General features: G+C 55.5%; 21 protein-coding genes. 11 read left to right on the top strand and 10 right to left on the bottom strand.

The genetic code is table 11. The annotated features are described in order from the left end of the window. Nucleotides 1-3: 3 nt before the first annotated feature. The 3 genes from Q0903_RS17155 to Q0903_RS17145 form a co-directional block, all read right to left on the bottom strand. Complete coding sequence (locus tag Q0903_RS17155; protein ID WP_299417359.1) at nucleotides 4-1,611, bottom strand: alkaline phosphatase family protein; 1,608 nt, start codon at nucleotides 1,609-1,611, stop codon at nucleotides 4-6. A 64-nt stretch (nucleotides 1,612-1,675) separates the two neighbouring features. Further along, on the bottom strand, nucleotides 1,676-2,605 hold the full coding sequence (locus Q0903_RS17150) for a LysR family transcriptional regulator (RefSeq protein WP_299417357.1): 930 nt from the start codon (nucleotides 2,603-2,605) through the stop codon (nucleotides 1,676-1,678). Between the two features lie 70 nt (nucleotides 2,606-2,675). Then, nucleotides 2,676-3,626 carry a LysR family transcriptional regulator gene (locus Q0903_RS17145; protein ID WP_299417355.1) on the bottom strand — a complete coding sequence of 317 codons (951 nt, stop codon included), beginning with the start codon at nucleotides 3,624-3,626 and terminating at the stop codon, nucleotides 2,676-2,678. A 92-nt stretch (nucleotides 3,627-3,718) separates the two neighbouring features. Here Q0903_RS17145 and Q0903_RS17140 point away from each other — a divergent pair, with 92 nt between their 5' ends. The 8 genes from Q0903_RS17140 to Q0903_RS17105 all read left to right on the top strand — a co-directional run bounded on the left by Q0903_RS17140 (nucleotide 3,719) and on the right by Q0903_RS17105 (nucleotide 12,140). Beyond that, complete coding sequence (locus tag Q0903_RS17140; protein WP_299417353.1) at nucleotides 3,719-4,783, top strand: maleylacetate reductase; 1,065 nt, start codon at nucleotides 3,719-3,721, stop codon at nucleotides 4,781-4,783. Between the two features lie 24 nt (nucleotides 4,784-4,807). After that, a complete protein-coding gene (locus Q0903_RS17135; RefSeq protein WP_299417351.1) occupies nucleotides 4,808-6,082 on the top strand; it encodes an ABC transporter substrate-binding protein in 1,275 nt (424 codons plus the stop codon). 65 nt (nucleotides 6,083-6,147) lie between these two features. After that, nucleotides 6,148-6,867, top strand: a complete 720-nt coding sequence (locus Q0903_RS17130; RefSeq protein ID WP_299417349.1) for an ABC transporter ATP-binding protein — start codon at nucleotides 6,148-6,150, stop codon at nucleotides 6,865-6,867. Continuing rightward, nucleotides 6,867-7,574: an ABC transporter ATP-binding protein gene (locus Q0903_RS17125; RefSeq protein WP_299417347.1), complete on the top strand. Its 708-nt coding sequence runs from the start codon at nucleotides 6,867-6,869 to the stop codon at nucleotides 7,572-7,574. Before Q0903_RS17130 ends, Q0903_RS17125 begins: the two co-directional genes overlap by 1 nt. Beyond that, nucleotides 7,571-8,434, top strand: coding sequence for a branched-chain amino acid ABC transporter permease (locus Q0903_RS17120; RefSeq protein ID WP_299417345.1), 864 nt, complete (start codon nucleotides 7,571-7,573; stop codon nucleotides 8,432-8,434). The genes Q0903_RS17125 and Q0903_RS17120 overlap by 4 nt, the downstream gene beginning before the upstream one ends. Then, complete coding sequence (locus Q0903_RS17115) at nucleotides 8,434-9,492, top strand: branched-chain amino acid ABC transporter permease (protein ID WP_299417343.1); 1,059 nt, start codon at nucleotides 8,434-8,436, stop codon at nucleotides 9,490-9,492. The genes Q0903_RS17120 and Q0903_RS17115 overlap by 1 nt, the downstream gene beginning before the upstream one ends. A 2-nt stretch (nucleotides 9,493-9,494) precedes the next feature. Then, nucleotides 9,495-11,249 (top strand): FAD-dependent monooxygenase, encoded by a 1,755-nt coding sequence (locus Q0903_RS17110; RefSeq protein ID WP_299417341.1) that lies wholly within the window; start codon nucleotides 9,495-9,497, stop codon nucleotides 11,247-11,249. A 9-nt stretch (nucleotides 11,250-11,258) separates the two neighbouring features. Continuing rightward, the gene (locus tag Q0903_RS17105; RefSeq protein ID WP_299417339.1) at nucleotides 11,259-12,140 is read left to right on the top strand and encodes an intradiol ring-cleavage dioxygenase; all 882 of its coding nucleotides are present in this window, start codon (nucleotides 11,259-11,261) and stop codon (nucleotides 12,138-12,140) included. An 81-nt stretch (nucleotides 12,141-12,221) separates the two neighbouring features. Here Q0903_RS17105 and Q0903_RS17100 read toward each other — a convergent pair whose 3' ends face one another. The 7 genes from Q0903_RS17100 to Q0903_RS17070 form a co-directional block, all read right to left on the bottom strand. After that, nucleotides 12,222-13,637: an NCS1 family nucleobase:cation symporter-1 gene (locus Q0903_RS17100; protein ID WP_299417337.1), complete on the bottom strand. Its 1,416-nt coding sequence runs from the start codon at nucleotides 13,635-13,637 to the stop codon at nucleotides 12,222-12,224. 211 nt (nucleotides 13,638-13,848) lie between these two features. Beyond that, the gene (locus Q0903_RS17095) at nucleotides 13,849-14,859 is read right to left on the bottom strand and encodes an ABC transporter ATP-binding protein (RefSeq protein WP_299417335.1); all 1,011 of its coding nucleotides are present in this window, start codon (nucleotides 14,857-14,859) and stop codon (nucleotides 13,849-13,851) included. Next, nucleotides 14,859-15,848: an ABC transporter ATP-binding protein gene (locus tag Q0903_RS17090; protein WP_299417333.1), complete on the bottom strand. Its 990-nt coding sequence runs from the start codon at nucleotides 15,846-15,848 to the stop codon at nucleotides 14,859-14,861. Before Q0903_RS17090 ends, Q0903_RS17095 begins: the two co-directional genes overlap by 1 nt. Beyond that, the gene (locus Q0903_RS17085; protein WP_299031013.1) at nucleotides 15,845-16,729 is read right to left on the bottom strand and encodes an ABC transporter permease; all 885 of its coding nucleotides are present in this window, start codon (nucleotides 16,727-16,729) and stop codon (nucleotides 15,845-15,847) included. The genes Q0903_RS17090 and Q0903_RS17085 overlap by 4 nt, the downstream gene beginning before the upstream one ends. Then, nucleotides 16,726-17,703, bottom strand: a complete 978-nt coding sequence (locus Q0903_RS17080; protein ID WP_299417331.1) for an ABC transporter permease — start codon at nucleotides 17,701-17,703, stop codon at nucleotides 16,726-16,728. The genes Q0903_RS17085 and Q0903_RS17080 overlap by 4 nt, the downstream gene beginning before the upstream one ends. Nucleotides 17,704-17,770: 67 nt before the next feature. Further along, nucleotides 17,771-19,342: an ABC transporter substrate-binding protein gene (locus tag Q0903_RS17075; protein ID WP_299417329.1), complete on the bottom strand. Its 1,572-nt coding sequence runs from the start codon at nucleotides 19,340-19,342 to the stop codon at nucleotides 17,771-17,773. A 111-nt stretch (nucleotides 19,343-19,453) separates the two neighbouring features. Next, complete coding sequence (locus Q0903_RS17070; protein WP_299030854.1) at nucleotides 19,454-20,386, bottom strand: LysR family transcriptional regulator; 933 nt, start codon at nucleotides 20,384-20,386, stop codon at nucleotides 19,454-19,456. Between the two features lie 123 nt (nucleotides 20,387-20,509). Between Q0903_RS17070 and Q0903_RS17065 the strand changes: the two genes are divergently transcribed. The 3 genes from Q0903_RS17065 (at nucleotide 20,510) to Q0903_RS17055 (ending at nucleotide 23,646) form a co-directional block, all read left to right on the top strand. Continuing rightward, a complete protein-coding gene (locus tag Q0903_RS17065) occupies nucleotides 20,510-22,153 on the top strand; it encodes an amidohydrolase (protein WP_299417327.1) in 1,644 nt (547 codons plus the stop codon). Beyond that, a complete protein-coding gene (locus Q0903_RS17060; RefSeq protein WP_299417325.1) occupies nucleotides 22,150-23,013 on the top strand; it encodes a GTP-binding protein in 864 nt (287 codons plus the stop codon). The genes Q0903_RS17065 and Q0903_RS17060 overlap by 4 nt, the downstream gene beginning before the upstream one ends. A gap of 189 nt (nucleotides 23,014-23,202) precedes the next feature. Next, nucleotides 23,203-23,646, top strand: coding sequence for an acyl-CoA dehydrogenase family protein (locus Q0903_RS17055; protein ID WP_299417323.1), 444 nt, complete (start codon nucleotides 23,203-23,205; stop codon nucleotides 23,644-23,646). Nucleotides 23,647-23,649 lie beyond the last annotated feature (3 nt).

The raw sequence follows: 23,649 nt of genomic DNA, 5'->3' as shown, positions 1-23,649 counted from the left end.
ATCTTACGGTCTCTCCTCAAAGGGCTTGCCGAATTGGCCTTCAAACTGGTCTTCATCCCAAATGCCGATGAGAATGCCTGGGGGTTCGCGGCCTGTCATCTGCTCGATCCGCTCGGGGGTCAGGGTGATGCGGCTGTGGTGTTTGCGCGACCATTCGAATATCGCGTCATGCATGCGTTGGCGCACGGCTGCATGGTCAGGGGATGCGCCCAGATCGACCAATTCTTGCGGGTCGGTTTCCAGATCAAACAGCATCGGGCGGAAGCCTTCGCAATGCACGTATTTCCACCGCGCATCGCAAATCATGATCAGGCGGGCGTCCTCTTGCGGGTTGCCGATGATCATGCGGGCCTCACGGGTGGCATAGTCATATTCGCTGATTGCGTACTCACGCCATTTGACAGGCGTGCCATGCAACAGCGGCGTCAGATCGCGCCCCTCAAGGATATGCGGCAGCTTTGGCCCGCCAAAGAAATCAAGGAAAGTCGGCGCCATGTCGATCCCTTCGACCAGCGCATCTGATACAGTCCCACGGGTAGCATCGGCTTCAGCGCGGGGATCGTAGACGATCAGCGGCACGCGCACGGATTGGTCGTGGAACAAATCCTTTTCGCCCATCCAGTGATCGCCCAGATAGTCGCCGTGATCGGAGGTGAACACGATCATCGTGTTGTCCATCAGCCCCTTTTCTTCCATCCACACAAAGAGGCGGCCCATGTGATCGTCAATCTGTTTGATTAGGCCCATGTAGGCTGGGATGATCGCGTTGCGCACCTTTTCCTGACTGACGGTTTTGCAAATTTTGCTGTCCATGTAGGCTTTGAACACGGGATGCGCGTTCTCACGTTCCGCCTCGGTGCGGATCGCCTCTGGCACATCATCAGGGCCATACATGCTGGCATAGGGTTCGGGCACGATATAGGGCCAATGGGGCTTGATAAAGCTCAGGTGGCACAGCCACGGCTGATCACCCGCATGTTCCATAAACTCCATCGCGCGGTTGGTCATGTAGGGCGTTTCGGAATGTTCCTCGGGGATGCGCGCGGCCTTGTCGGAGTGCTGCAACAACCAACCATTCAGCAGAGTGCCTGCATCATCTTCACCTGAATTGGCCCAATCTTCCCACGGGTTTTCACCCTCGAACCCCTGATCGCGCAGATAGCCGTTGTAGTCAGGATTGGTATTGTAGGGTCCGTAGGGGTGCAAGCCGTCGTCCCGCTCCCAAGGCTCGAACCCGCACTCCGCAAGGGTCGCCCCAATGGGGCCTTGCGGGTCGATGCCCAGCCATTCCATGCCCGCTTTGTCAGGGACCATATGGGTCTTGCCGACCAAGGCAGGGCGCACGCCGATCTTCCGCAGGTGATCCCCCAAAGTAGGCTCACCCACGCGCAAAGGAAAACCATTCCACGTCGATCCATGCGAGCGGCAATAGCGTCCTGTATAACTCGACATGCGCGACGGGCCGCAGAAGGGCGATTGTACATAAGCGCGGTCAAACCGCACTCCGCGGGCGGCGAGCGCATCGATATGGGGGGTTTCCAATGTCTTATGACCCGCGCATGACAAATAGTCCCATCGCAACTGGTCACACATGATCCACAATACGTTCATACAGTCCCCCCGATGCGATCAAACAGGGAGAGGTGATTACAATTCAAGTCAATTTAACGCATAGCTATTCAATATGGCTATCACTGGAGTAGCCTGATTTCACCAACATCGTAGCGCGCCTGCGGATATGTTGGGCAAGCTCTGCCGCGGCGGGCGTCAAGGGTCGGGTTTTTTGCGTGACGAGGCACAACGGAAACTTCGGCAGCGCGTCTTGAACGGGCACAATCACGATCTCATGGCTTGGCGCGATTGTGTTAAATAGCTGTTGCGACAAGACACAAAATGCGGATGTTTCTTGCATAAGGGCGATAACCGTTGTCAGCGAATGACAGTTTGTAAATGCCGAAGGCATCGGCCATTCCTGGCCTGTAAACGCTCCCGAGAATAGCCCACTTGGCCCGTCTTTTGATCCATGAACGATCCATTGTGCATCGGACAGATCAGTTAGCCGTGAGGCATGGCATTTGGGATTTGAGGCATGGCTTGTGATGACCATATCAATATCGAACAGCCGCTCTACCTGCACATTTCCGTAGGCATCCAGTGCAGGCACGGGCCCCAAAACCATATCAATCGCGGCTTCGCGCAGCTTGCTCACAGAATCAGGGTAGAGAACATTGATCAAATCAATCTCTACCCTCGACCATTTTTTGCGAAACTGGCTGAGCGCGCGCGGCATGATCACTGCGCCTGCGACGGGTGAGACGCCAATGCGCACGCGTCCGCCGTCCAATCCCGCCATTTGCTGTACTTCATCTTCCATGGCGCGCACATCCGCCATGATTGTGCAGGCCCGTTTATAAAGACGTTCGCCTCCTTCAGTCAGCTTCACCCCGCGCGGCGTGCGGTCAAAAATCACAAGGTTCACAGATTCCTCCAGCGCCTTGATACTTTTAGTCAGCGTTGGCTGGGTGCGTCCCAAAATTTCAGCGGCTTTGCGAAAGCTGCCCGCCTCGGTGATGGCCACGACGGCTTCAATCTGATGGAGTTGCATTGGGTATGCCTAAAATGAATTACTCTGCTCAATTTCTATGCAGCGGTTATCAGTCTGGCAAGGCGTGCAATCAACCGCGCCAGACGGCAGTACGCCCTTTCTGCTCGATATGATTGGCCAGCCCGAAAAACTCGCCCTCGAGGTATTTGCGAAAGCGTTGAACAGCGGGGCGCACAGGGCGATCCTCACGCCACAAAAAAACCAACTCGCGGTCGGGATGGGTGAGTTTGACAGGCAGTGCTGTCACCAGCTTTGAATGGCTTTGCATGAACACAACGGAATAGGGCAACACGGTGAGCGACTCTGACCCTGCCATCACGCTCATGATCGAGGCGAGTGAGCCGCCCGTGAAGCTGACCCTGAAATCCGTGATCCCGATGCTGGCCAGCGCGCCGCGCAAATCGGCATACAGCGGACTGCCTGCTGGCGGCGCGATCCACGGATAGGATGCGATGTCAGTCAGTTTGACTGACGACATTCTTGCAAGAGGATGCGAGGGTGCGCAGGCAATCACATTGCGCCCCCGCAAAATCGGCTTGAACGCAAATCCTGCAGGCACATCTGCACTACGCACAGGACAAATAGCGAGGTCTATGTTCCCTGCATTCAATTGCTCTGCGAGGTCTGGCAGATAGCCGTAGCTTTGATGAATAGTGACATCAGGAAACGCGCCCTGAAACGAGGCCATCATGTTCGAGATCACGCCGTCCATAAAGATAGGCGTTCCTGCGATACGGGCAGTGCCGGACTTGCCCCCTGAATAATGCGCGGCCGCCTGACCTGCGTTCTCGCTGGCTTGCGCAATGATGCGCCCTTGCTCTGCTAAGGTCAGACACAGCTCGGTTGGCCGCAGGGGCCGCCTGCCCTTCTCGAACAACCGCGCCCCAAGCCGTGCCTCAAGCATCGCAATCGTGCGCGATACGCTGGGCTGGGATTTGTTCACAGCACTCGCGCCCTCGCTCAACCCGCCTGCGTCGATGATTGCTGACAGGATATGGAGGTGGTTGGGATCAATTTTCATATCATAGAGTTATATTAACTGCATCATTTTGGATCAACTGATCATTTGTGGGAGGTTAATGATTAGCAACACCACTTTGGGGGGGGAATCCGATGCCATTATCTGAACCAACATTGACGCAGGCTGTTCGCGTCTGTTTCGGCGCGGATATACGCAAAACGATTGCACAAGAGGCGCGGTTGCTTGGCGCATCTCGCGCGCTGGTCCTTTCTACCCCACACCAATGCGATGCGGCGTTGGAGATTGCAGAACTGCTCGGCCCCCTCGCGTCAGGTGTATTTTGCCAAGCGGAGATGCACACGCCTGTGCATGTGACGAATGCCGCGATGGCCCATGTGGCTGAGACGCAGGCAGATTGCGTGATTGCGATTGGGGGCGGCTCGACGATTGGCTTGGGTAAAGCGATTGCCTACCGCACCGACCTGCCCCAGATCGTCATCCCCACCACCTACGCAGGTAGCGAAGCAACCCCGATCCTTGGGCAAACCGAAGACGGTGTGAAGACGACGCTAAATGACCCAAGCGTACTGCCCGAAGTGATCCTGTATGATCCGGAATTGGTCAAAACCTTGCCTGTAGAGATGACAGTTACTTCTGCGCTCAATGCCATGGCTCATGCCGCCGAGGCGCTTTATGCGACCAACAGGACCGATGAAACAGATAAGATGGCTGTTGAAGGCCTCACCGCATTTGTTGAGGGTTTGCCAAAAGTGATTGCCGAGCCAAGTGACCTCGCTGCTCGCGAAGCCACCCAGCGCGGTGCTTGGGCCTGTGGCACGGTACTGGGCAAAGTCGGCATGGCTCTGCATCACAAGCTTTGTCACACGCTCGGCGGATCATTCGACCTGCCGCATGCGGAAACCCACGCGATCCTGTTGCCCCATGCCATCGCCTATAATGCCCGCGCAGCAAGTGCCGAGCTACAACCAGTTTGCGATCTGTTGGGCGGGGATAACGCGGGCCTTGCGCTGCACGGATTTGCCAAGCAGATGAATGCGCCTCTTGCCCTGCGCGATCTGGGCTTGGATGAGCGCGATCTGGACCGTGCCGCTGATCTGGCAACCACCAAGCCATATCCGAACCCGCGCCCCGTCACACGCGAGGACATTCGCGCATTGCTACAGGCCGCATGGGCCGGAGATACACCAATCATCTGAATAAATGACGTCAGGGAGGACATCATGTTTACACGCCGCAAGTTACTCAAGTCGACCGCCGCCACGGGTCTCACGCTCGCCGCTGGGGGCCTTGCCGCGCCCGCTATCGCGCAGGGTGCCAAAATCCGGCTGGGCTATGTCAGCCCGCAATCTGGCCCACTTGCCGCCTTTTCTGATGCGGACAAGTTCATCATTGATGGCTTCCTGAACTCCGATGCAGGTGCCAATTTCGAAGTGATCGTCAAAGACAGCCAATCGAACCCGAACCGCGCCGCAGAGGTCGCCAAAGAGCTGATTATCGACGACGAGATCGACATGATGCTGGTGGCCTCGACGCCCGAGACAACGAACCCCGTTGCAACAACCTGTGAGGCCGAAGAAATCCCCGTGATTTCAACCGTCGCGCCGTGGCAACCTTATTTCATCGGGCAACAGGGTAACCCCGGCGATCCAGGAAGCTGGCGCCCGTTTGATTTTAGCTTCCATTTCTTCTGGGGGCTGGAAGATGTGATATCCACCTTCACTTCGATGTGGAACCAGCTTGAGACGAACAAATCCGTCGGTGCGATTTTCCCCAATGACGGGGACGGCAACGCATGGGGTGACCCGAATGTGGGCTTCCCACCCGTGCTAGATGCCCAAGGGTATACCCTCACCGATACGGGCCGCTACCAGAACCTGACCGATGATTTCAGCGCCCAGATCAACGCGTTCAAATCCGCTAATTGCGAGATCGTGACAGGCGTGCCAATCCCGCCTGATTTCACCACTTTCTGGACCCAAGCCAAGCAGCAAGGTTTCAACCCGAAAGCCGCCAGCATTGGCAAAGCGATCCTGTTCCCGCAGGCTGTCAAAGTCCTTGGCGATCAGGGGCATAACCTCAGCTCTGAAGTGTGGTGGTCACCGTCGCACCCCTTCGCGTCATCCCTCAATGGCCAGTCGGCAGGTGAACTTGCCGCCGCCTACACCGCAGCCACGAACAAGCAGTGGACCCAGCCCATCGGCTTTGTCCACGCGCTGTTCGAGATGGCCGCCGATGTGATGGGCCGTGTGGAAGACAGCCGTGATGTGGATCAGGTCACCTCTGCCATTGCCGCGACACAACTGTCCTCGATGGTGGGCCGCATCGCATTTGATGGCGCAGGTCTGCCGCCATTCGCTGCGCAAAACGTGGCAAAGACGCCGCTGGTTGGGGGGCAATGGCGCCTCAAGGACGGTGGCGGATATGATTTGGTGATCGTGGAGAACAGCGACCATCCGAACATTCCGACTGGCGGAAAGATGGAAGAAATTTCCTGAACCCGACAGATGCGCGGGGGGCGATCCTCGCGCATCAACCCTTTTTGATAGAGACTTAAATCCTCATGCCCATCCTCTCCCTCAATTCAGTGTCAAAAAGCTTTGGCGCGCTGACCGTGACCGATGACGTCAGCTTTGACGTGCCACAGGGGCAGGCCTTGGGGATCATCGGGCCGAATGGCGCGGGCAAATCCACGCTGTTCAATTTGATCACCGGCAATCTGGAAGCGGATCAGGGCTCAGTGCAGTTCGAGGGCCGTGATGTCACGCGCGTCTCCGCGATGGAGCGATGCTTGGGCGGGATTGGCCGCTCGTTCCAAATCCCCCAGCCATTTGAAAAGCTGACCGTCTACGAGAACCTGCTGGTTGCCGCCACGCATGGCCGCAATATGTCGGAGGCCGCCGTGCGCGATGATTGTGCCGATGTGCTGGAGCGGACTGAGCTGATCATGCGGGCCAACACGCCTGCGGGGCAGCTCTCGCTGCTGGAACGCAAACGGTTGGAGCTGGCCCGTGCGATGGCCACCCAGCCCAAGCTGCTGCTGCTCGACGAAATTGCTGGCGGGCTGACCGAAGGCGAATGCCGTGCGTTGATCGGCACCATCAAGGACATCCACGCCCAAGGGGTCACGATCATCTGGATTGAACACGTCTTGCACGCGCTCACGTCGGTGGTGGAGCGTTTGCTGGTGCTGGATTTTGGCAAAGTCATTGGCATCGGGGAGCCTGACGAGATTATGGCCAGCCGCGAAGTGCGCGAAATTTATCTGGGGATCGACGTCTGATGGCGCTTTTGCAGACCCATAACCTGACTGCCCATTACGGTGATTTCCAAGCGTTGTTCGGTGTTGATATTGAACTGGCCGAGGCGGAAACGATTGCAATCATTGGAGCAAACGGCGCGGGCAAGACGACGCTGATGCGTTCCATCGCAGGGGTGCTGAGCAACGCCGCGAAAATGGTCACATTCGACGGAAACTCCATTGGTACAAACCCTGCGGATGAGATCATGGCCCAAGGCATCGCTATGGTGCCCGAAGGGCGCAAACTGTTCCCCTCTCTCAGTGTTGAAGAAAACCTGCTGATCGGCACATACGGGCGCAAGACCAAGGGGCATTGGACGTTAGAGACCGTGTACGACCTGTTCCCGATCCTGCGCGAGCGCCGCGCCTCTCCCGGCACCGCATTGTCCGGTGGGCAGCAACAGATGGTCGCAATCGGCCGTGCCCTGATGAGCAATCCGCGGGTGCTTTTGTGTGACGAGATAAGCCTTGGCCTCGCGCCTGTGGTGATCAAAGACATTTACAAAGCCGTGCCAGCGATCAAAGCGGCGGGTGCATCGCTGATCGTGGTGGAGCAGGATATCGCGCAGGCCATGGCCGTGGCCGACCGTGTCTATTGCATGATGGAGGGGCGCGTGACCCTGTCTGGCAAGCCCGACACCTTGAGCCGCGACGACATCCACAACGCATATTTTGGAGCGGGCCATTGATCTGGGTTGATACAATCATTCAAGGCATCCTGCTGGGGGGGCTTTATGCATTGTTCGCGGCGGGGCTGAGCCTGGTTTTCGGGATCATGCGATTGGTGAACCTTGCGCATGGCGATCTGATTGTGATGGGGGCGTATTTGATCCTGTTGCTGGTCACGCTGCTGGGATTGCCGCCGTTTCTTGCGGCTGCGGTGGCGATGCCTGTGATGTTTTGCCTTGGCTGGGCGCTGCAAAAGTTTTTGCTCAACCGCACCTTGGGCGATGACATTCTACCGCCCCTATTGGTTACGTTCGGTCTGTCGATTGCCCTGCAAAACGCTTTGTTAGAGACGTTTTCGGCCGACAGCCAGCGTTTGCCGACCAGTGCGCTGACAACTGCTTCCATTCAAGCGGGGCCAATCTCGCTTGGCCTCATGCCGCTGCTGACCTTTGCCTCTGCGGTGCTCGTGATTGTCGCCTTGAACCAGCTTTTCTACCGGACCGAGCTTGGCCGCGCTTTTCGCGCCACATCTGATGATCCCGTCACGGCCAGTTTGATGGGGATCAAGCCTGCGAATATCTTTGCCGTTGCAACAGGGATCGCGATGATCATCGTGACGATTGCAGCGCTTTATCTCGGGCTGCGCTCGAATTTCGACCCTAACATCGGGCCTGCACGCCTCATCTATGCCTTTGAAGCAGTAATCATTGGCGGTCTGGGCTCGCTTTGGGGCACATTGTTAGGCGGGATCATTATTGGTGTGGCGCAAACTGTTGGGGCTGCGGTCAATCCTGAATGGCAAATCCTGTCAGGCCATATTGCGTTTTTGCTGGTGCTGCTTGTCCGCCCGCGTGGTCTTTTCCCAAGGGCGCATGACTGATGGCATATAGCGTTACAACCCAAACCCCCGCGTCACGAGTTGCGGCCATTGCCGGTCTGATACTGGTAGTTGTGCTCTTTGCGCTGCCCTTCTTTGCGGGGCGTGGCACGATACAAGACATGTTCTTTATCCTGACCATGCTGGTGCTGGCGCAGTTCTGGAACCTGCTTGCAGGCTACGGTGGTTTGGTCAGCATCGGGCAACAGGCGTTTGTCGGGATGGGGGCCTATGCGTTGTTTGGTGCGGTGATCCTTTTGGGGCTTGATCCTGTGCCGTCGATCCTGCTGGCAGGTGTTGCGGCGTTGATCATTGCGGTGCCCACTGCATTCTTTGCCTTTCGCCTGAATGGCGCCTACTTCGCCATTGGAACTTGGGTCATTGCCGAAGTTGTCCGTCTGCTCGTGGCGCAGTGGAAAACCCTTGGCGGTGGCACAGGCACCTCCCTGCCCCGCGCGGCGACCAAGGATATGTGGTTTGCCGAGCTGATCGAGAACACGCTCGGCGTTCGTTCCGCTGCTGCGCGCGATATTCTGGCCTATTGGTTGGCGCTGGTCCTTGCACTGGCCACCATCGGCGGCATCTATTGGCTGTTGCGCACGCGGCGCGGTCTGGCGCTGGCCGCTGTGCGCGACAATATGGAGGCGGCGAAATCCGTGGGCGTTGATGCCGCGCGGATGAAATGGATCGTCTTCCTCACTTCCGCCTTTGGCACGGGCGTCGCGGGCGGCCTCATCTACATGCAAAAGGCGCGGATCAGTCCTGATGCGGCGTTCAGCGTCACCGATTGGACCGCTTACGTTATCTTTATCGTCGTGATTGGTGGTATTGGCACGATTGAGGGACCGATCCTTGGCGTGCTGATCTTTTTTGCGCTGCAATCCATCCTCGCCGATTTCGGCAGCTGGTATCTCATGACGCTTGGCGTGCTTGCGATCATCATCATGCTGGTCGCTCCCCGCGGCCTTTGGGGTCTGTTCTCGGAACGCACCGGCATTCACCTTTTCCCAATTCGCCGCACGCTTAAGGGCGGCAAACTTTCATCATCTTCGGAGGAATAGATATGGCTGATATTACAACAGAAGTTCTCATCATCGGGACGGGTCCGGCTGGTTCTGCCAGCGGCGCGCTGCTGTCGACCTACGGGATCGAGAACATTGTGATCAACCGCTATCACTGGCTGGCCAACACACCGCGTGCGCATATCACAAACCAACGCACTATGGAGGTGCTGCGCGATCTGGGCCGTGAGGTTGAGTACGAAGTTTACCTCAACGCGACCGAGCAGGACCTGATGGGCGAAAACGTCTTCTGCGAGAGCCTTGCAGGTGAAGAGATCGGGCGGATGAAATCATGGGGCACGCATCCGCTGTCCAAAGCAGAGCACCTGCTGTCCTCGCCGTCATTTATGAACGATCTGCCGCAGACGTTTATGGAGCCGATCCTGTTCAAGACGGCCTGCAAACGCGGGACCCGCGCCCGCATGAGCACGGAATACAAGAGCCATGTGCAGGATGCGGACGGCGTAACCACCACCTGCCTTGACCGCATGACAGGTCAGGAAATCACTATCCGCTCGAAATACCTGATAGGTGCCGATGGCGGTAATTCCCTCGTGGCCGAGAATGAAAATTTACCGTTTGAGGGCAAGATGGGCGTCGGCGGGTCGATGAACATCTACTTCCGTGCGGACCTGAGCAAATACGTCGCTCATCGTCCCTCGGTCCTGTATTGGGTGATGCAGCCGGGTGCCAATGTCGGCGGCATCGGCATGGGTTTGGTGCGGATGATCCGCCCGTGGAACGAATGGCTGATCGTATGGGGCTATGACATAAACGAGCCTGCCCCCGTGGTGGATGAGGCCATGGCAACAGATGTTGCCCGTCAGCTGATCGGTGATCCAGAGCTTGAGATTGAGCTGATCAACGCCAACACTTGGACTGTGAACGACACTTATGCGACCCAGATGTCCAAGGGCCGCGTGTTCATCATGGGTGACGCCGCGCACCGCCATCCGCCGTCCAACGGGCTGGGCTCGAACACCTCCATTCAAGATGCCTTTAACCTCGCGTGGAAAATGGCCGCTGTGATCAAGGGGGAAGCAGGCGAAGCATTGCTCGACACTTATTCAGAGGAGCGTGCGCCAATCGCCAAGCAGATCGTGACCCGCGCCAACCAGTCGATCGGTGAATTTGGCCCCATCTTTGAAGCGCTCGGCATGACAGGCGGCAGCGACATTGAGGCGATCAAAGCCAACATGGACGCGCGGTGCGATTCAACGGCCGAGGCTGAGGCGCAGCGTGAAGCGCTCAACGCGGCGATTGCGTTCAAGAAGTACGAGTTTGACGCACACGGCATCGAAATGAACCAACGCTATAGCTCAACTGCGGCTGTGACTGATGGCCAGATTGAGCCTGACTTTGCCCTTGATGCGACACTGCATTACCAGCCAACCACATGGCCCGGTGCGCGTATTCCGCATGCATGGCTGTTTGATGCGGAGGGCGGAAAACACTCAACCCTTGATCTGGCAGGCGGTAGTGCCTTCACGCTGTTCACGGGGTTGGGCGGCAAAGCATGGGCAGAGGCCGCGCAAAAGGTTGCGGAGAAAATGGGCATCAAATTGCATGCGCATGTCATCGGACCACGCCAGCAATATGTCGACCACACAGGCGACTGGGCGCGTGCAAACGAGATCAGTGATGCAGGATGTGTCATTACCCGCCCTGACCAGCATGTCTGCTGGCGCACGGATGGGGCCGCCGATGATCCCGTTGCAGAGCTGACCCGCGTTATGTCAGCCATTTTGTCGAAGTAGGAGCGCGTTATGAGCACTGAAGAAAAAGGCTACTTCACCGAGGAAAACTCGGCTGATGTTGTGATCAGCAAGATCGGCGCAGACACGGACCCGCGCCTTGCCGAAGTGATGTCAGCAATCATCCGGCACCTTCACGCCGCTGTGAAGGAGATTGAGCCCACCCAAGAGGAGTGGCTGGAGGCGATCAAGTTCCTGACAGCGACAGGTCAGAAATGCGACGACTGGCGGCAGGAGTATATCCTGCTCAGCGATGTGTTGGGTGTGTCGATGCTGGTGGATGCGATCAACAATCGCAAACCAACTGGTGCGTCTGAATCTACAGTGCTGGGGCCGTTCCATGTGCCGGAAGTGCCGGAGCTGCCGATGGGGGCGAACATCTGCCTTGATGGTAAGGGCGAGCCGATGTTGATCAAGGGGCGTATCCTGAACACGGATGGCGCGCCGATTGCTGGCGCAAAGATTGATGTGTGGCAGACCAACGATGATGGTTTCTATGACGTGCAGCAAAAGGGTATTCAGCCCGATTTTAATCTGCGCGGTGTATTCCGCACTGGCGCGGATGGCACCTATACGTTCTGGGGGGCCAAGCCGCGGTTTTATCCGATCCCTGATGATGGGCCGGTGGGCAAAATGTTGGGCGATCTTGGTCGCCATCCCTACCGCCCTGCGCACCTGCATTACATCCTAGAGGCGGAGGGCTATGAGACGCTTGTGACGCACATCTTTGATCCTGATGACGAATACATTCATTCCGATGCTGTGTTCGGCGTCAAAGAGAGCTTGCTTGCCAAGTTTGATTTGATTGAAGATCCGCAGCGTATCAAAACAGAAGGCGCCAAGGGTCCGTTCTTTGAAGTGATACATGACTTTGTTCTAGCACCTGCTTCCTGACCCTCTCAGGACCGAGGCAAAAATTAGGGGTAGCCAGATTGTGTCTGGCTACCCCTTTTTTATGTAATGCCCGACTGGAACTTACTTGCAGCGGAAGTGGTAGATCAGACCACCAAGACCTGCACCAATGATCCATGCATAGCCTGCAAGCTCGCTCAGGAATGGCACCCAAACAGTCGCAACAGAGAAGATCGCAGCAATACCGAAGGCGATCAGCGCATTGTCATGCCAGCCGTTGCCATAGTGGTATTCGCCGCCCTCGGTGTTGTAGAGGTCCGCTACGTTCAGCTGTTGTTTGCGCACGATGTAGTAATCCACAACCAGAATACCAAACAGCGGTGCCATCATCGCACCAAGGGTGTTTACAAAGCCGCTGATCCCGATTTGGCTGATGATTGAGACCCAGAAGCCGCCAATGATCAACGCGAAGGCCGAGGTGATAAGGCCCGCTTTGCGGAAGCTGATCTTGTTTGGGGACAGGTTGGAGATGCCGTTCACCGCAGGGATGAAGTTTGCCACAAGGTTGATGCCCATGGTCGCCGCAAGGAAGGTGATCGCAGCAATAACGCTAAGCACAACACTATCGGCTTTCTCGACGATCTCGGTCGGGTTGATGATTGCCTCACCATATACAACCGCCGCACCCGCAGTGGTCAAAAGCGCCAGTGCCGAAAACAGGATCATGTTAAACGGCAGACCCCAGAAGTTGCCTCTGGTCATCGCTGACTTGTCTTTGGCATAGCGCGAAAAGTCGCTGAAGTTGATCATAACCGCGGCAAAATACGCCACCATCGTGCCAAAGATTGCTACGAAGCCTGTAAATTCAGTGCCCCATGTCCCTTCAGGGTTGGCAAAGATAGTTTGTGCAGACGACAAAAGCTGTCCGTCTGATTTGACCCAAAGCACAACAACCAGTGCGATCATTACGGCGTATACGAAGGGTCCTGCAAAGTTGAGGAACTTCTCAACCCAGCCCATCCCTTGCCAGAAGACATAAATGTGGATTGCCCAAACAATCAGAAACGACAGCCAGCCAATTGCTGTAAGGCCCATAATCTCGGTTCCGCCCGATGTGCCGGTCACAGCGTGGATCAGCAGCGCCAGCGCAGTGGAGGCAAAGTAGACTTGGACGCCATACCAGAACACCGCAACAATCGCGCGGAGAATTGCGGGGAGTTTCGAGCCTGCGGTGCCCATGCTGGCACGTGCAAAAACGGGGTAAGGAATACCGTATTTTTCACCCGCAGCACCGGAAAGGTTGACCATATACACCACGAACAGGCCGGACAGGACCAATGCTGTGAATGCGGTCCAGCCGCTTACGCCAAAAGAGATGAAAAGAGACGCAACCAAGGAGTACCCGAAAAGGGACTGCACATCGTTTGCCCATACGTTGAAAATGCCGAACCATCCCCATGTTTTCTCATTGCTTGTGACTGGGCGCAGTGCATCCTGCTCCCCCGTGACCTGCGTTTCTAGTGCTGCTTTATCTTGCATTTGTTCCCCGTTCAGAAATTTACCCCGGGACAAAAGAGTAGTTGAGTCGATTGATTGTTCGCATGCTATTGGCAGCAAGAACATATCTTTTCAGGAATATATTTTTACTTAGCGTGAAGTAAATGTGCGCAATCCACCAATGCAAAAGCGCGCCGCGCTTTGCCAAGTCATTGGCTGAAGGTTGGACAAACGACTTTAGGCGCTGGTCGTGCTATAGTGGGGAAACTGCTTTCTCATCAACGAGATGGCATGCAACTTTATGGCCGCTCGCTACTTCGTTCAAAGGCGGTTCTTGCGTTTTGCATATGTCTTGCGCGACTGGACAGCGATTTGCAAATCGGCAGCCTTTGGGCAATGCCAGCGGGTCAGGCGGATCACCCGGGATCAGGATACGCTTCGTTGCCTCGCGGCGTTTTTTGTCTACAGACGGCACCGCTGAGAGCAACGCAACCGTATAGGGATGCAACGGATTGTTGAACAACGACATGCGATCTGCATATTCCACAACCTTACCCATATACATCACTGCGATGCTGTCACACATATGCTGGACGACGCCTAGATCATGGCTGATGAACAAGAACGTGAGGCCAAAGTCCGCCTGCAACTTCCGCAGCAGATTGAGAATTTGTGCCTGCACGGCCACATCTAAAGCCGAGACCGGCTCGTCACAGATGATAAGATCGGGCTGGGTGGCAAGGGCACGGGCAATGCCGATACGCTGGCGCTGTCCGCCAGAAAACTGATGCGGGAAAAGGCGTTGCTGCTCGGGATGCAAGCCAACAGCTTCAAACAGTTTGTCGACAATCGCCTGACGTTCCCCTTCAGGCACCGCGTCCAGATTATCAAGCGGTTCGCGCACGATCTTTTCTGCGCGCACGCGGGGATTGAGGCTTGAATATGGATCTTGAAAAATAAACTGCATCTTGGCACGGGCCTGACGCAACTCTTCATCTTTCAGCGTCAGGAAATCGGTTCCCGCCAGATCAACGCTGCCTTTGTAGGCATTGACCAATCGCGCTACGGCCAGTGCAGCAGTTGTCTTGCCCGAACCGCTTTCCCCTACAATCGCCAGTGTCTCGCCGCGTTTGATTTCGAAGGAAATATTATCAACGGCATAGAGGTATCGCGGCTCATTGAAGAAGCCCCCTCCCCCAACGGCAAAACGCACCGTAAGATCTTTTACGTCCAGCAACACTTCCCGTTGAACTTCGTCTTTCATCACACAGCCTCCGCATGCCAGCAGGCCGACATCTGGCCATCATCAAACGCTATTTCAGCAGGGCGCTGATCGAGGCATTTCTGGGTCACCATGTTGCAGCGCGAGGCGAACAAGCACTGGTTTTTGCCAAATTCACGCAACGAGGGCACGATGCCTGGCACTTCGGTCAGAGGCAGCCGCTCTTCAGTGAGAGTTGCCATGATATGCGGCACACAGGAAATCAAACCACGGCTATAGGGGTGGCGCGGGTGCTCGATAATCTGCTCCACTGGTCCCTGTTCTGCATTGCGGCCAGCGTACATCACAATCATCCGCTCGGCCATTTCGGCAACTGCGCCCATATCGTGGGTGATCATAATAATAGCTGTGCCCGTTTGACGTTTCAGGTCGTTAAGCAGATCAAAGATCTGCGCCTGTACGGTCACATCAAGCGCGGTTGTTGGCTCATCCGCGATAAGGATTTTCGGCTCACACGCCAAAGCAATCGCAATCATCACACGCTGACGTTGGCCGCCCGACATCTGGAACGGATAGTCGTTTACGCGCCGCTTTGCGTTAGGAATACGCACCGCGTCCAGCAGTTCGGTTGCTTTGCTCCATGCGGCTGCCTTGCTCAGGTTCTGGTGGGCGCGCAGCACCTCTGCAATCTGTTCGCCCACGGTATAGACGGGGTTCAGCGATGTCATCGGCTCTTGGAAAATCATCGAGATATCATTGCCACGAATTTCGCGCATGCGCTTTTCGCTCGCCGTGCTCAGCTCTTCACCGTTGAAGCTGATCGATCCTGATGCCACCCGCCCGATCTTTTCGGGCAAAAGGCCCATGATCCCGAGGGCCGTCATGGATTTGCCGCAGCCGGATTCACCAACAAAGCTGATGCTTTCGCCTGCGCCCAGCTCGAATGATAGATCATCGATAACGGGAGCAACACCGGCGCGCGTGGTTAATTCAATGCGCAGGTTTTCTACTTTTAAAAGGGGGCCTGTCATCGCTGCCTCAACTTTGGGTTTAGAGCATCATTCAGACCATCGCCGACGAGTGAGATGGCCAACACTGTAATGAAAATAGCCATACCTGGAATGGTCACGGTATAACCTGCATCAAGGATATACTGGCGGTTTGAGCCGATCACCTGACCCCATGAAACAACATTGGGGTCGGTCAGTCCCAGAAAGGACAGCCCCGCCTCGAACAAGATCGCCGAGCCCACCATCAACGCCGCCTGCACGATGATCGGCGGTAGCGCGTTCGGTAGAATGATACGGAACATCAGCTTGGCGTTTTTCGCGCCAGACGCACGCGACGCGGTGACATATTCAAGCTCGCGGATACGCAGAAATTCGGAGCGGGTAATACGTGCTACGGCAGTCCAGCTTACGATACCGATCGCAAGCGTGATCATAGGCAGCGACGCACCAAAGAGTGCAACGATGACCATCGCAAAGAGCAGTGTTGGCAGAACCTGAAAGAACTCGGTGATACGCATGAGCACTTCTTCGACCCAGCCGCGGTAGAAACCTGCAAGGGCGCCAACGGTTACACCGATGAACACGGACATCAACGCTGCCGCAAGACCAATCAGAATCGACACACGCGCACCATGGATGATCGCGGCCAGAAGGTCGCGCCCCAGATAATCCGTGCCGAGGATAAACCCGTCTACACCAGGAGGGGAGAAGGGCGCCCAGACCATATCAAATGGATCGGTCGGATAGATATACGGACCGAAAATGGCCACAAGAATGATAAGGCTAAGGACGACCAACGCGACCATTGCCGCATGATTTCCGCGAAACATTTCCCATGCTTCAGCGGCGGGGTGGCGGGCAACGGGGGCAGCCTCCTCCGGATTGATTTTCAAGTCAGTCATCCTTTGCCCCTCATGCGTGGATCAACCAGCCGGAGGGCCAGATCGGTAAGAATATTGCCCACAATCACAACGAGGGCGGAAAAGAAGAGGATGCCCAGAATGGTTGGTGTGTCGCGTGCGATAATGGATTGGAACGCCAGCGTACCGAGGCCGGGCCAGCTGAACACGGCCTCAACCAGTACAGCGCCCGAGATTACAGCGGAGAACTGTAAACCAGCCAGCGTGATTACAGGCGAGAGCGAGTTTTTCAGCGCGTGCTTATAGACGACCTCACGCTCTGACAGACCTTTCGCCTTTGCTGTGCGCACATAGTCAGAGCCGAGCACCTCCATCATGGTCGCACGCGACAAGCGCGAATAAAGGGCCAAAAAGATGGAGCCGAGTGTGATTACAGGGAGTACCATGTGGCGTGCAACATCCACGAAATGCACCCAAAAGCTGCCATCAATCGTAATGTCGCGCATCCCTGCAACAGGGAAAATCGGCACCTTGAGCGAGAAGGCAATCAGAAGCAGGATGCCTGTCCAGAAGACGGGAGCGGAGTAGCCGAACAAGGCCAGCATGGTCACAAAATGACTTGCGATGCCGTTGGGTTTGCGCGCGGAGATCACGCCCAGAATGACGCCGATAAACAGGGCCAGAATTTGTGCTACGAACACCAAGAGCAAAGTCGCAGGCAGCCGCTCGAGAATAAGCGCCGTCACTGGTTTGTTGTAGAAGAATGAATAGCCGAGATCGAACCGCAGGACATTCCCGATATATGTCCCAAGCTGCACAATGAACGGCCTGTCCAATCCGTAATCTGCACGGATTTGAGTCAACAGCTCTTCGTCGGCACCGCCCATGGACTGGCTGATTGTATCGGCCACATCACCGGGAGCCAGATGCATCATGGAGAAGTTCAGGACCAGAACGGCGATCAGCAAAATGACTGCGTAGAACAAACGCATCAGAATTTTTTGCAAAGAATTCACGGGGTGTATCTTCTCTTGGATAAGAGGGGTGCGCGGCGGAACAAATCCGCCGCGCGCGTAAGTTTCACTATTTCAGGTACAGCTGGTCGATAGGGGTCGATGTGCCCCAGATCCCAATCGGTGGATTACCGATTTTTGCCGTATTGTAGATCGTGTGATACGGCACCGTATTGACGTGATATACAGGTACCTCGTCTGCGATGATCTGCTGGAACTCGGCGTAAAGCGCTGTGCGTTTTGCCGGATCAGCCTCAACCGCTGCCATCGCCATCAACTCGTCTACACGTGCATTGGAATAGCTTTGTGTGTTTGACCAAACACCTTTGAGGATATTTGTGCTGTCGTATGTGCGGTGCACACCGATCACAGGGTCACCCCAGTTGAACACTGTATCCCATGACATGTCAAAGTCGCCCGAGCCCATCTTTTTGGCCCATGTGGGGAAGTCGGCAGAGGCGCGCACTTCAACGTCGATGTCGACCTTTTTCAAAGCTGCCTTTACGTATTCAACCTCGGCTTTCACACCGGGCCAGCCAAAGTCGATGGTCAGCGACATGCGCGAGCCGTCTTTGACAGGGAAGCCTGCCTCGTCCAGAAGGGCCGCGGATTTCTCCAGATCAAGAGCATAGCCCTCTTGTGCCGCATAGAACGGGCTGTCGGGGTGGATGCCAGTGGTACTGTCCGCAGCGGTGCCTTGCATCAGTGCTTTGTGGATAAAGTCCTTGTCCACGGCATAGGCAATCGCCTTGCGCACACGCACGTCAGACAGCGGTCCATCGGCTGTGTTCATGGCAAGCCAGCTGATTGGTCCAATCGCGCCGTAGCCGTTTGGCGTGACTGTAAGGCTGTCAACCTTTTTGAGACGGTTGATAATGCGGGGAAGCGACTCAAACGCGCCCATGTGCAGCTCACCATTTTCATAGGCAATTGCGCGCGCGGCAGGATCAGTGATGATCCGCATAACAACTTTGTCGAGGTAAGGACGGCCCTCGATAAAGAAATCATCAAAACGCTCAAGGATCACATGCTCGCCGTTTTTGAATTCGGTCAGCTTGAACGGACCAGAACCAACGACGTTCTCATTGTTGCGCGGATGCGCTTTGACGTCTGTGATCTCACCGTCGCCGTAAATGTGCTTGGGGATGATCGACATCAACTGACCAGACATGGCCAGCAAAATCGCTGGGTGCGGCTTGGACAGGTTCAAAACTGCCGTGTGTGCATCAGGTGTATCGACGCTTTCAACGGGGGCAAACATAGATTTAAAGGGGTGGTTTGCTTTGATCACGTCAACGGAAAAAGCAATATCTTCAGAAGTGATCGGCGTGCCGTCATGGAATTTTGCGTTCTTCACAAGATTCAAAGTAACGGTCAACCCGTCCTCGGAGACGTCCCATGATTCCGCCAGATATGGCTGCGGCGTCCAGTCATTGTCATAGCGCAAAGGCGACGCGAACAGTTGTGCGCCCGGAAATCCAGTTACGATACCAGACTGGACCGAAGAGTTCAGATTACGCGGGTTTGAACCAAGTACTGTAACCAGCGTACCGCCAGCCTTCGGCTCTTCCGCTTGGCTGAAGCCGGTGAACGATGCGGTCAATGCCGTCGCCATTACCAGACTTTTCATTAGTCTTTTCATAGTTATAACTCCCTTTCAGACATTCATTTTTATTTTTATTATCAAAGCCTAGCCGAAGGCTTTTACAGTACAAAACAGTTTAAATAATGTTCATTGCATCATTTTATAGCTTTAGGGGGTCTTGTATTTCGCGGTTATTTCTTCAAAAACACCTGCGCCCTTTAACTCAATACACTGATTTATAAATGCTTTTACGATTGCAGGCTGGCGCGTGTCAGAGCGGGTGATGATGCCGAAAACAGGAGATTTAACGGGGTTGCGCAGGGGAACAACGCGAAAGGGCGTATTGCCTGTTCCGTAATCAGGCGGGCAAATATTGAGCAGCGAATAGCCATGCCCCCCCAAAACCAATGCACGCACAATCTCGGTTGATCTGGTGGAGTGAACGATATTGGGCTTCAAACCACTCTGCTCGAACATCGCGTTGAAATACTCTTTCGTCCGCGGCAGATCGAGCATAATCATAGGTCTGTCCGCGAGTTCAACCAAGCTGACCGAGGTCTGTTGGGCCAAAGGATCATCAAGCGGGATCAATGCATAGGGCGGTGCAGTGAACAGTGGTGTGAACAGTTGCCGCTCCTCCAGGGTCTCTTCATAGGTAAAGGCAAGATCGGCCTCGCCGCTATTCAGAAACGCCATGATCGTTTCCATATTTCCTTCTAGGAACTTGATCGACGTATTGGGGTAGTGGGATTTGAAATTTTTGAGGATAGGAGGGAGGAAGGAAGGAGCCGCTGTTGCATAGCATGCAATCCTTACCGACCCCGTAGAGTCGCCCCCGATTGCCGAAACTTCGGCCTCGAACTGTCGGCTTTGCGTGATGAAGCTACGGATTAAATTGAGTGTTTCTTGCCCCGCAGGCGTCACGCTGATCCCCTTGGCTGGTGTTCTCACAAAAAGATCAAAGCCGATCTGGTTTTCCAATGCGCCGATTGCTGCGGTAATTGAGGACTGCGAGATGTTCAGCTCAATCGCCGCGTTGGCAATCGAGCCAAGCCGTCCCGTCGCTTCGACATAGCGCAGCTGCTTGAGGGTAAAGTTCACGGATCACTGCTTCCTGCATAAAATAACCAATAAAGAACATTTAAAACTATTTTGCACATCAATAAAAGCGGCATAGCGTGGGGAAACCGTGGAAAGCGGCCAGCCTTAGGAAGGGATGTTCCCATGACCAAAACAACGATTTATTCTGCGCGTAAGATTATCACAATGAATCCAAACCGCCCCGTCGCGAGCCACGTGGCGGTGCAAGGTGACCGTATTCTGGGTGCTGGCGATCTAGCCGAGTTGGCGACATGGGGCGATTACACGCTGGATGAACGCTTTGCCGATAAGGTGCTGATGCCCGGTTTGGTAGAGGGTCATGCCCATGCGATGGAAGGCACGTTGTGGAGTAACGTCTATTGCGGGTACTTTGATCGCGCCGATCCTGATGGCAAAGTATGGGCTGGCTCCACCACAATCGACACGGTTCTCGAGCGATTGAAAGAGGCCGAGGTCAAAATGGAAGACCCCGACGCACCGTTGTCAGGTTGGTCTCTTGATCCGATCTATATGGACAATGTCCGCGTGACGCGCGCTGATCTGGACAAGGTATCCACCAGCCGCCCCATCGGTGTTCTGCACGCTTCGGGCCACGTGATGAACGTGAACACAAAAGCGCTTGAGCTGGGTGGTTATCTGAAAAAAGGCATGAACCACCCGGGCATTCCGCTGGGATCTGACGGGCTGCCAACAGGAGAGCTGTTCAGCCCCGAGGCGATGACACCTGTGGCTGTGCATGTAGGCTTTGACCGCTCCCTTACCGACAGCGACGAAAAGGGGTTGCGCAATTTTGGCAAACTTTGTGTGCGCACAGGTGTGACGACCATCACCGATCTGGCAGCCCGTCTTGGCCCCGACGGCGTTGATGCCATGTTACGCGTTACGGGCGAGCCAAACTACCCTGCCCGTATTGTGCCGTTACAGTTTTTCATGGGTGCCACCGCAAAAGAGACTGTCGAAAAGGTGGTCGGTCTTAAGAAACGCGCAACGGATCGCCTTCGGCTTGGTCGCATCAAAGCTGTGGCCGATGGCTCGATCCAAGGGTTCTCTGCCCGTATGCGTTGGCCTGGATATCACAATGGTGCGCCAAACGGTCTTTGGTACACGGCACCCGAACAGCTGGCCGAGCTTTACCGTCTCGCCTTGGCGGCGGGGGTTCAGGTCCATACCCACACCAATGGCGATGAGGCGACCGAGATGGTCCTCGACACACTCGAACCTGCGCTGATGGAAGTCCCAAGCCGCGATCACCGCTTTACCTTACAGCATTGCCAGCTGGCTGATGCAGCGCAGTTTCGGCGCATGAACAAGCTTGGAATGTGTGTGAATCTGTTCGCCAACCACCACTTCTACTGGGGGGATGAACACTACCGTCTGACAGTTGGTCCTGAGCGTGCTTTGCGCATGAATGCTTGCCGCACGGCTCTCGACACAGGTGTTCCTATGTCGGTCCATTCGGATGCTCCCATCACGCCGCTTGGGCCGTTGTTTACCGCGTGGTGTGCTGTAAACCGCCTGACTGCCTCTGGTCGCACACAAGGGGAGCATGAAAAGATCACCGTATCTGAAGCACTCTATGCGGTTACAATTGGTGCCGCTTATACGTTGCACATGGATGATGAAGTGGGTTCTATCGAGGTTGGCAAGAAGGCTGACTTTGCAGTGCTTGAAGACGACCCAACCGAGATCGGTGGCGAAAACCTCAAGGACGTGCGTGTTTGGGGGACCGTTCAAGGCGGACGCATTTTTGCGGCAGCCGACCTATGACCTCACAGATTCCTGTCACTGTCCTTGGCGGTTACCTCGGCTCTGGCAAAACCACGATGGTGAACCATCTGCTGCGCCACGCAGACGGTGTGCGGCTGGCGGTTCTGGTTAACGAATTTGGTGAGTTGGCCATCGACGAGGATCTGATTGAAGCAGAGGACGATGACATTATTTCCATCGCTGGCGGTTGTGTCTGCTGCTCTTTTGGAAGTGATCTGTCAGGCGCACTCATGGAGATGGCGCAGCTTGATCCACCGCCCGATCATTTGGTGATTGAAAGTTCGGGCGTGGCTATACCGAGCGCGATTGTCGGTTCTGTTTCTCTCTTGGATGGCTTTCGTACAGACGGAATTGTCATCGTGGCAGATGCTGAAACGATAGAAGCAAATGCCCAATCAAAATACATGAGCGACACAGTCTTACGTCAGTTGTCTGACGCAAACATTATTGTTCTGAACAAAACCGATCTAGTCACAGGCAAAGCTCTGGCTGCCACGCTTGATTGGCTAGAAACGCAAAATCCTGATGTAAGTGTCCTTAAGGCTGTGCAAGGTGCCGTACCGATGGCCGCTGTGCTGGACAGGTTTGCGGCACAGCCAGCGACGTCAGGACCGCACCATCACACAGAAAATCTGGAGATGACCGTTCTGACACCCGACAATCCCGTTGATGTTGAAAAGCTCGCACAAGAGTTAGCGAGTGACGCGCGCGGCCTGGTCAGGGCAAAAGGTTTTGCCACTGCTCCTTCTGGTCAAAAAATGCTGATACAGGTTGTGGGAAACCGGTGGGATGTCAGTGATGCCGCTGATCATATGGCTGATGGCATTGTTTGCTTGGGGTACAAAGCAGGTCTTTCCTGAACGCCGCATATTAGTCTTGCAGCATTTGAGAAGCATCCCATCCATGTTCTTCATGCTGCCTCCTAATCAGCAAAAGAATGCAATCGGAACCCCCAGTAAAACCTTGCCAGAACCTTCCACCATATCTCGGGCGCGGCGTGGGTACAGCTCGACAAGACAAGCGCGGATCATGATCCGGTCACGGATGCGATGGGCGCGCTGTTGACCAGTGCGGCCATGACAGGTGCGATGGCGCGGATACTTGATATGGTGTCCGACCACGCCACCACCCGCACCCAGTTCGGCCGCCCCCTAAGCAAGTTCCAAGCCATCCAACACCAGCTGGCCGAAGCCCAAAGCGAGCTGAGCGTGACCGAAGCGGCCCTTGCCAATGCACTGGACGCCCATGATGCTGGCCTTTGCACCACGCTGCTCTGGCGCTCGGCAAAAGCGCAGGCTGGCACCGCCGCCTCTATCGTCGCTGCAACGGCGCATCAGGTCATGGGGGCCGTAGGCTTTACCGTGGATCACGAATTGCATCACTTCACAAAATTCCTGTGGCAAGGCGCGATAGTTGGGGCCGACAGGTGGCATGTGAACGCGCCATCGGCGACACTGCTTGCGCCGCCCCTGACGGGCTTTGGACATATATAACTG

The sequence above is a fragment of the uncultured Sulfitobacter sp. genome, assembly GCF_947502895.1.
GTDB lineage: Bacteria > Pseudomonadota > Alphaproteobacteria > Rhodobacterales > Rhodobacteraceae > Sulfitobacter.
Note: the sequence above shows the minus strand (reverse complement) of the source record. Positions and strands in the feature narration are given on the sequence as shown.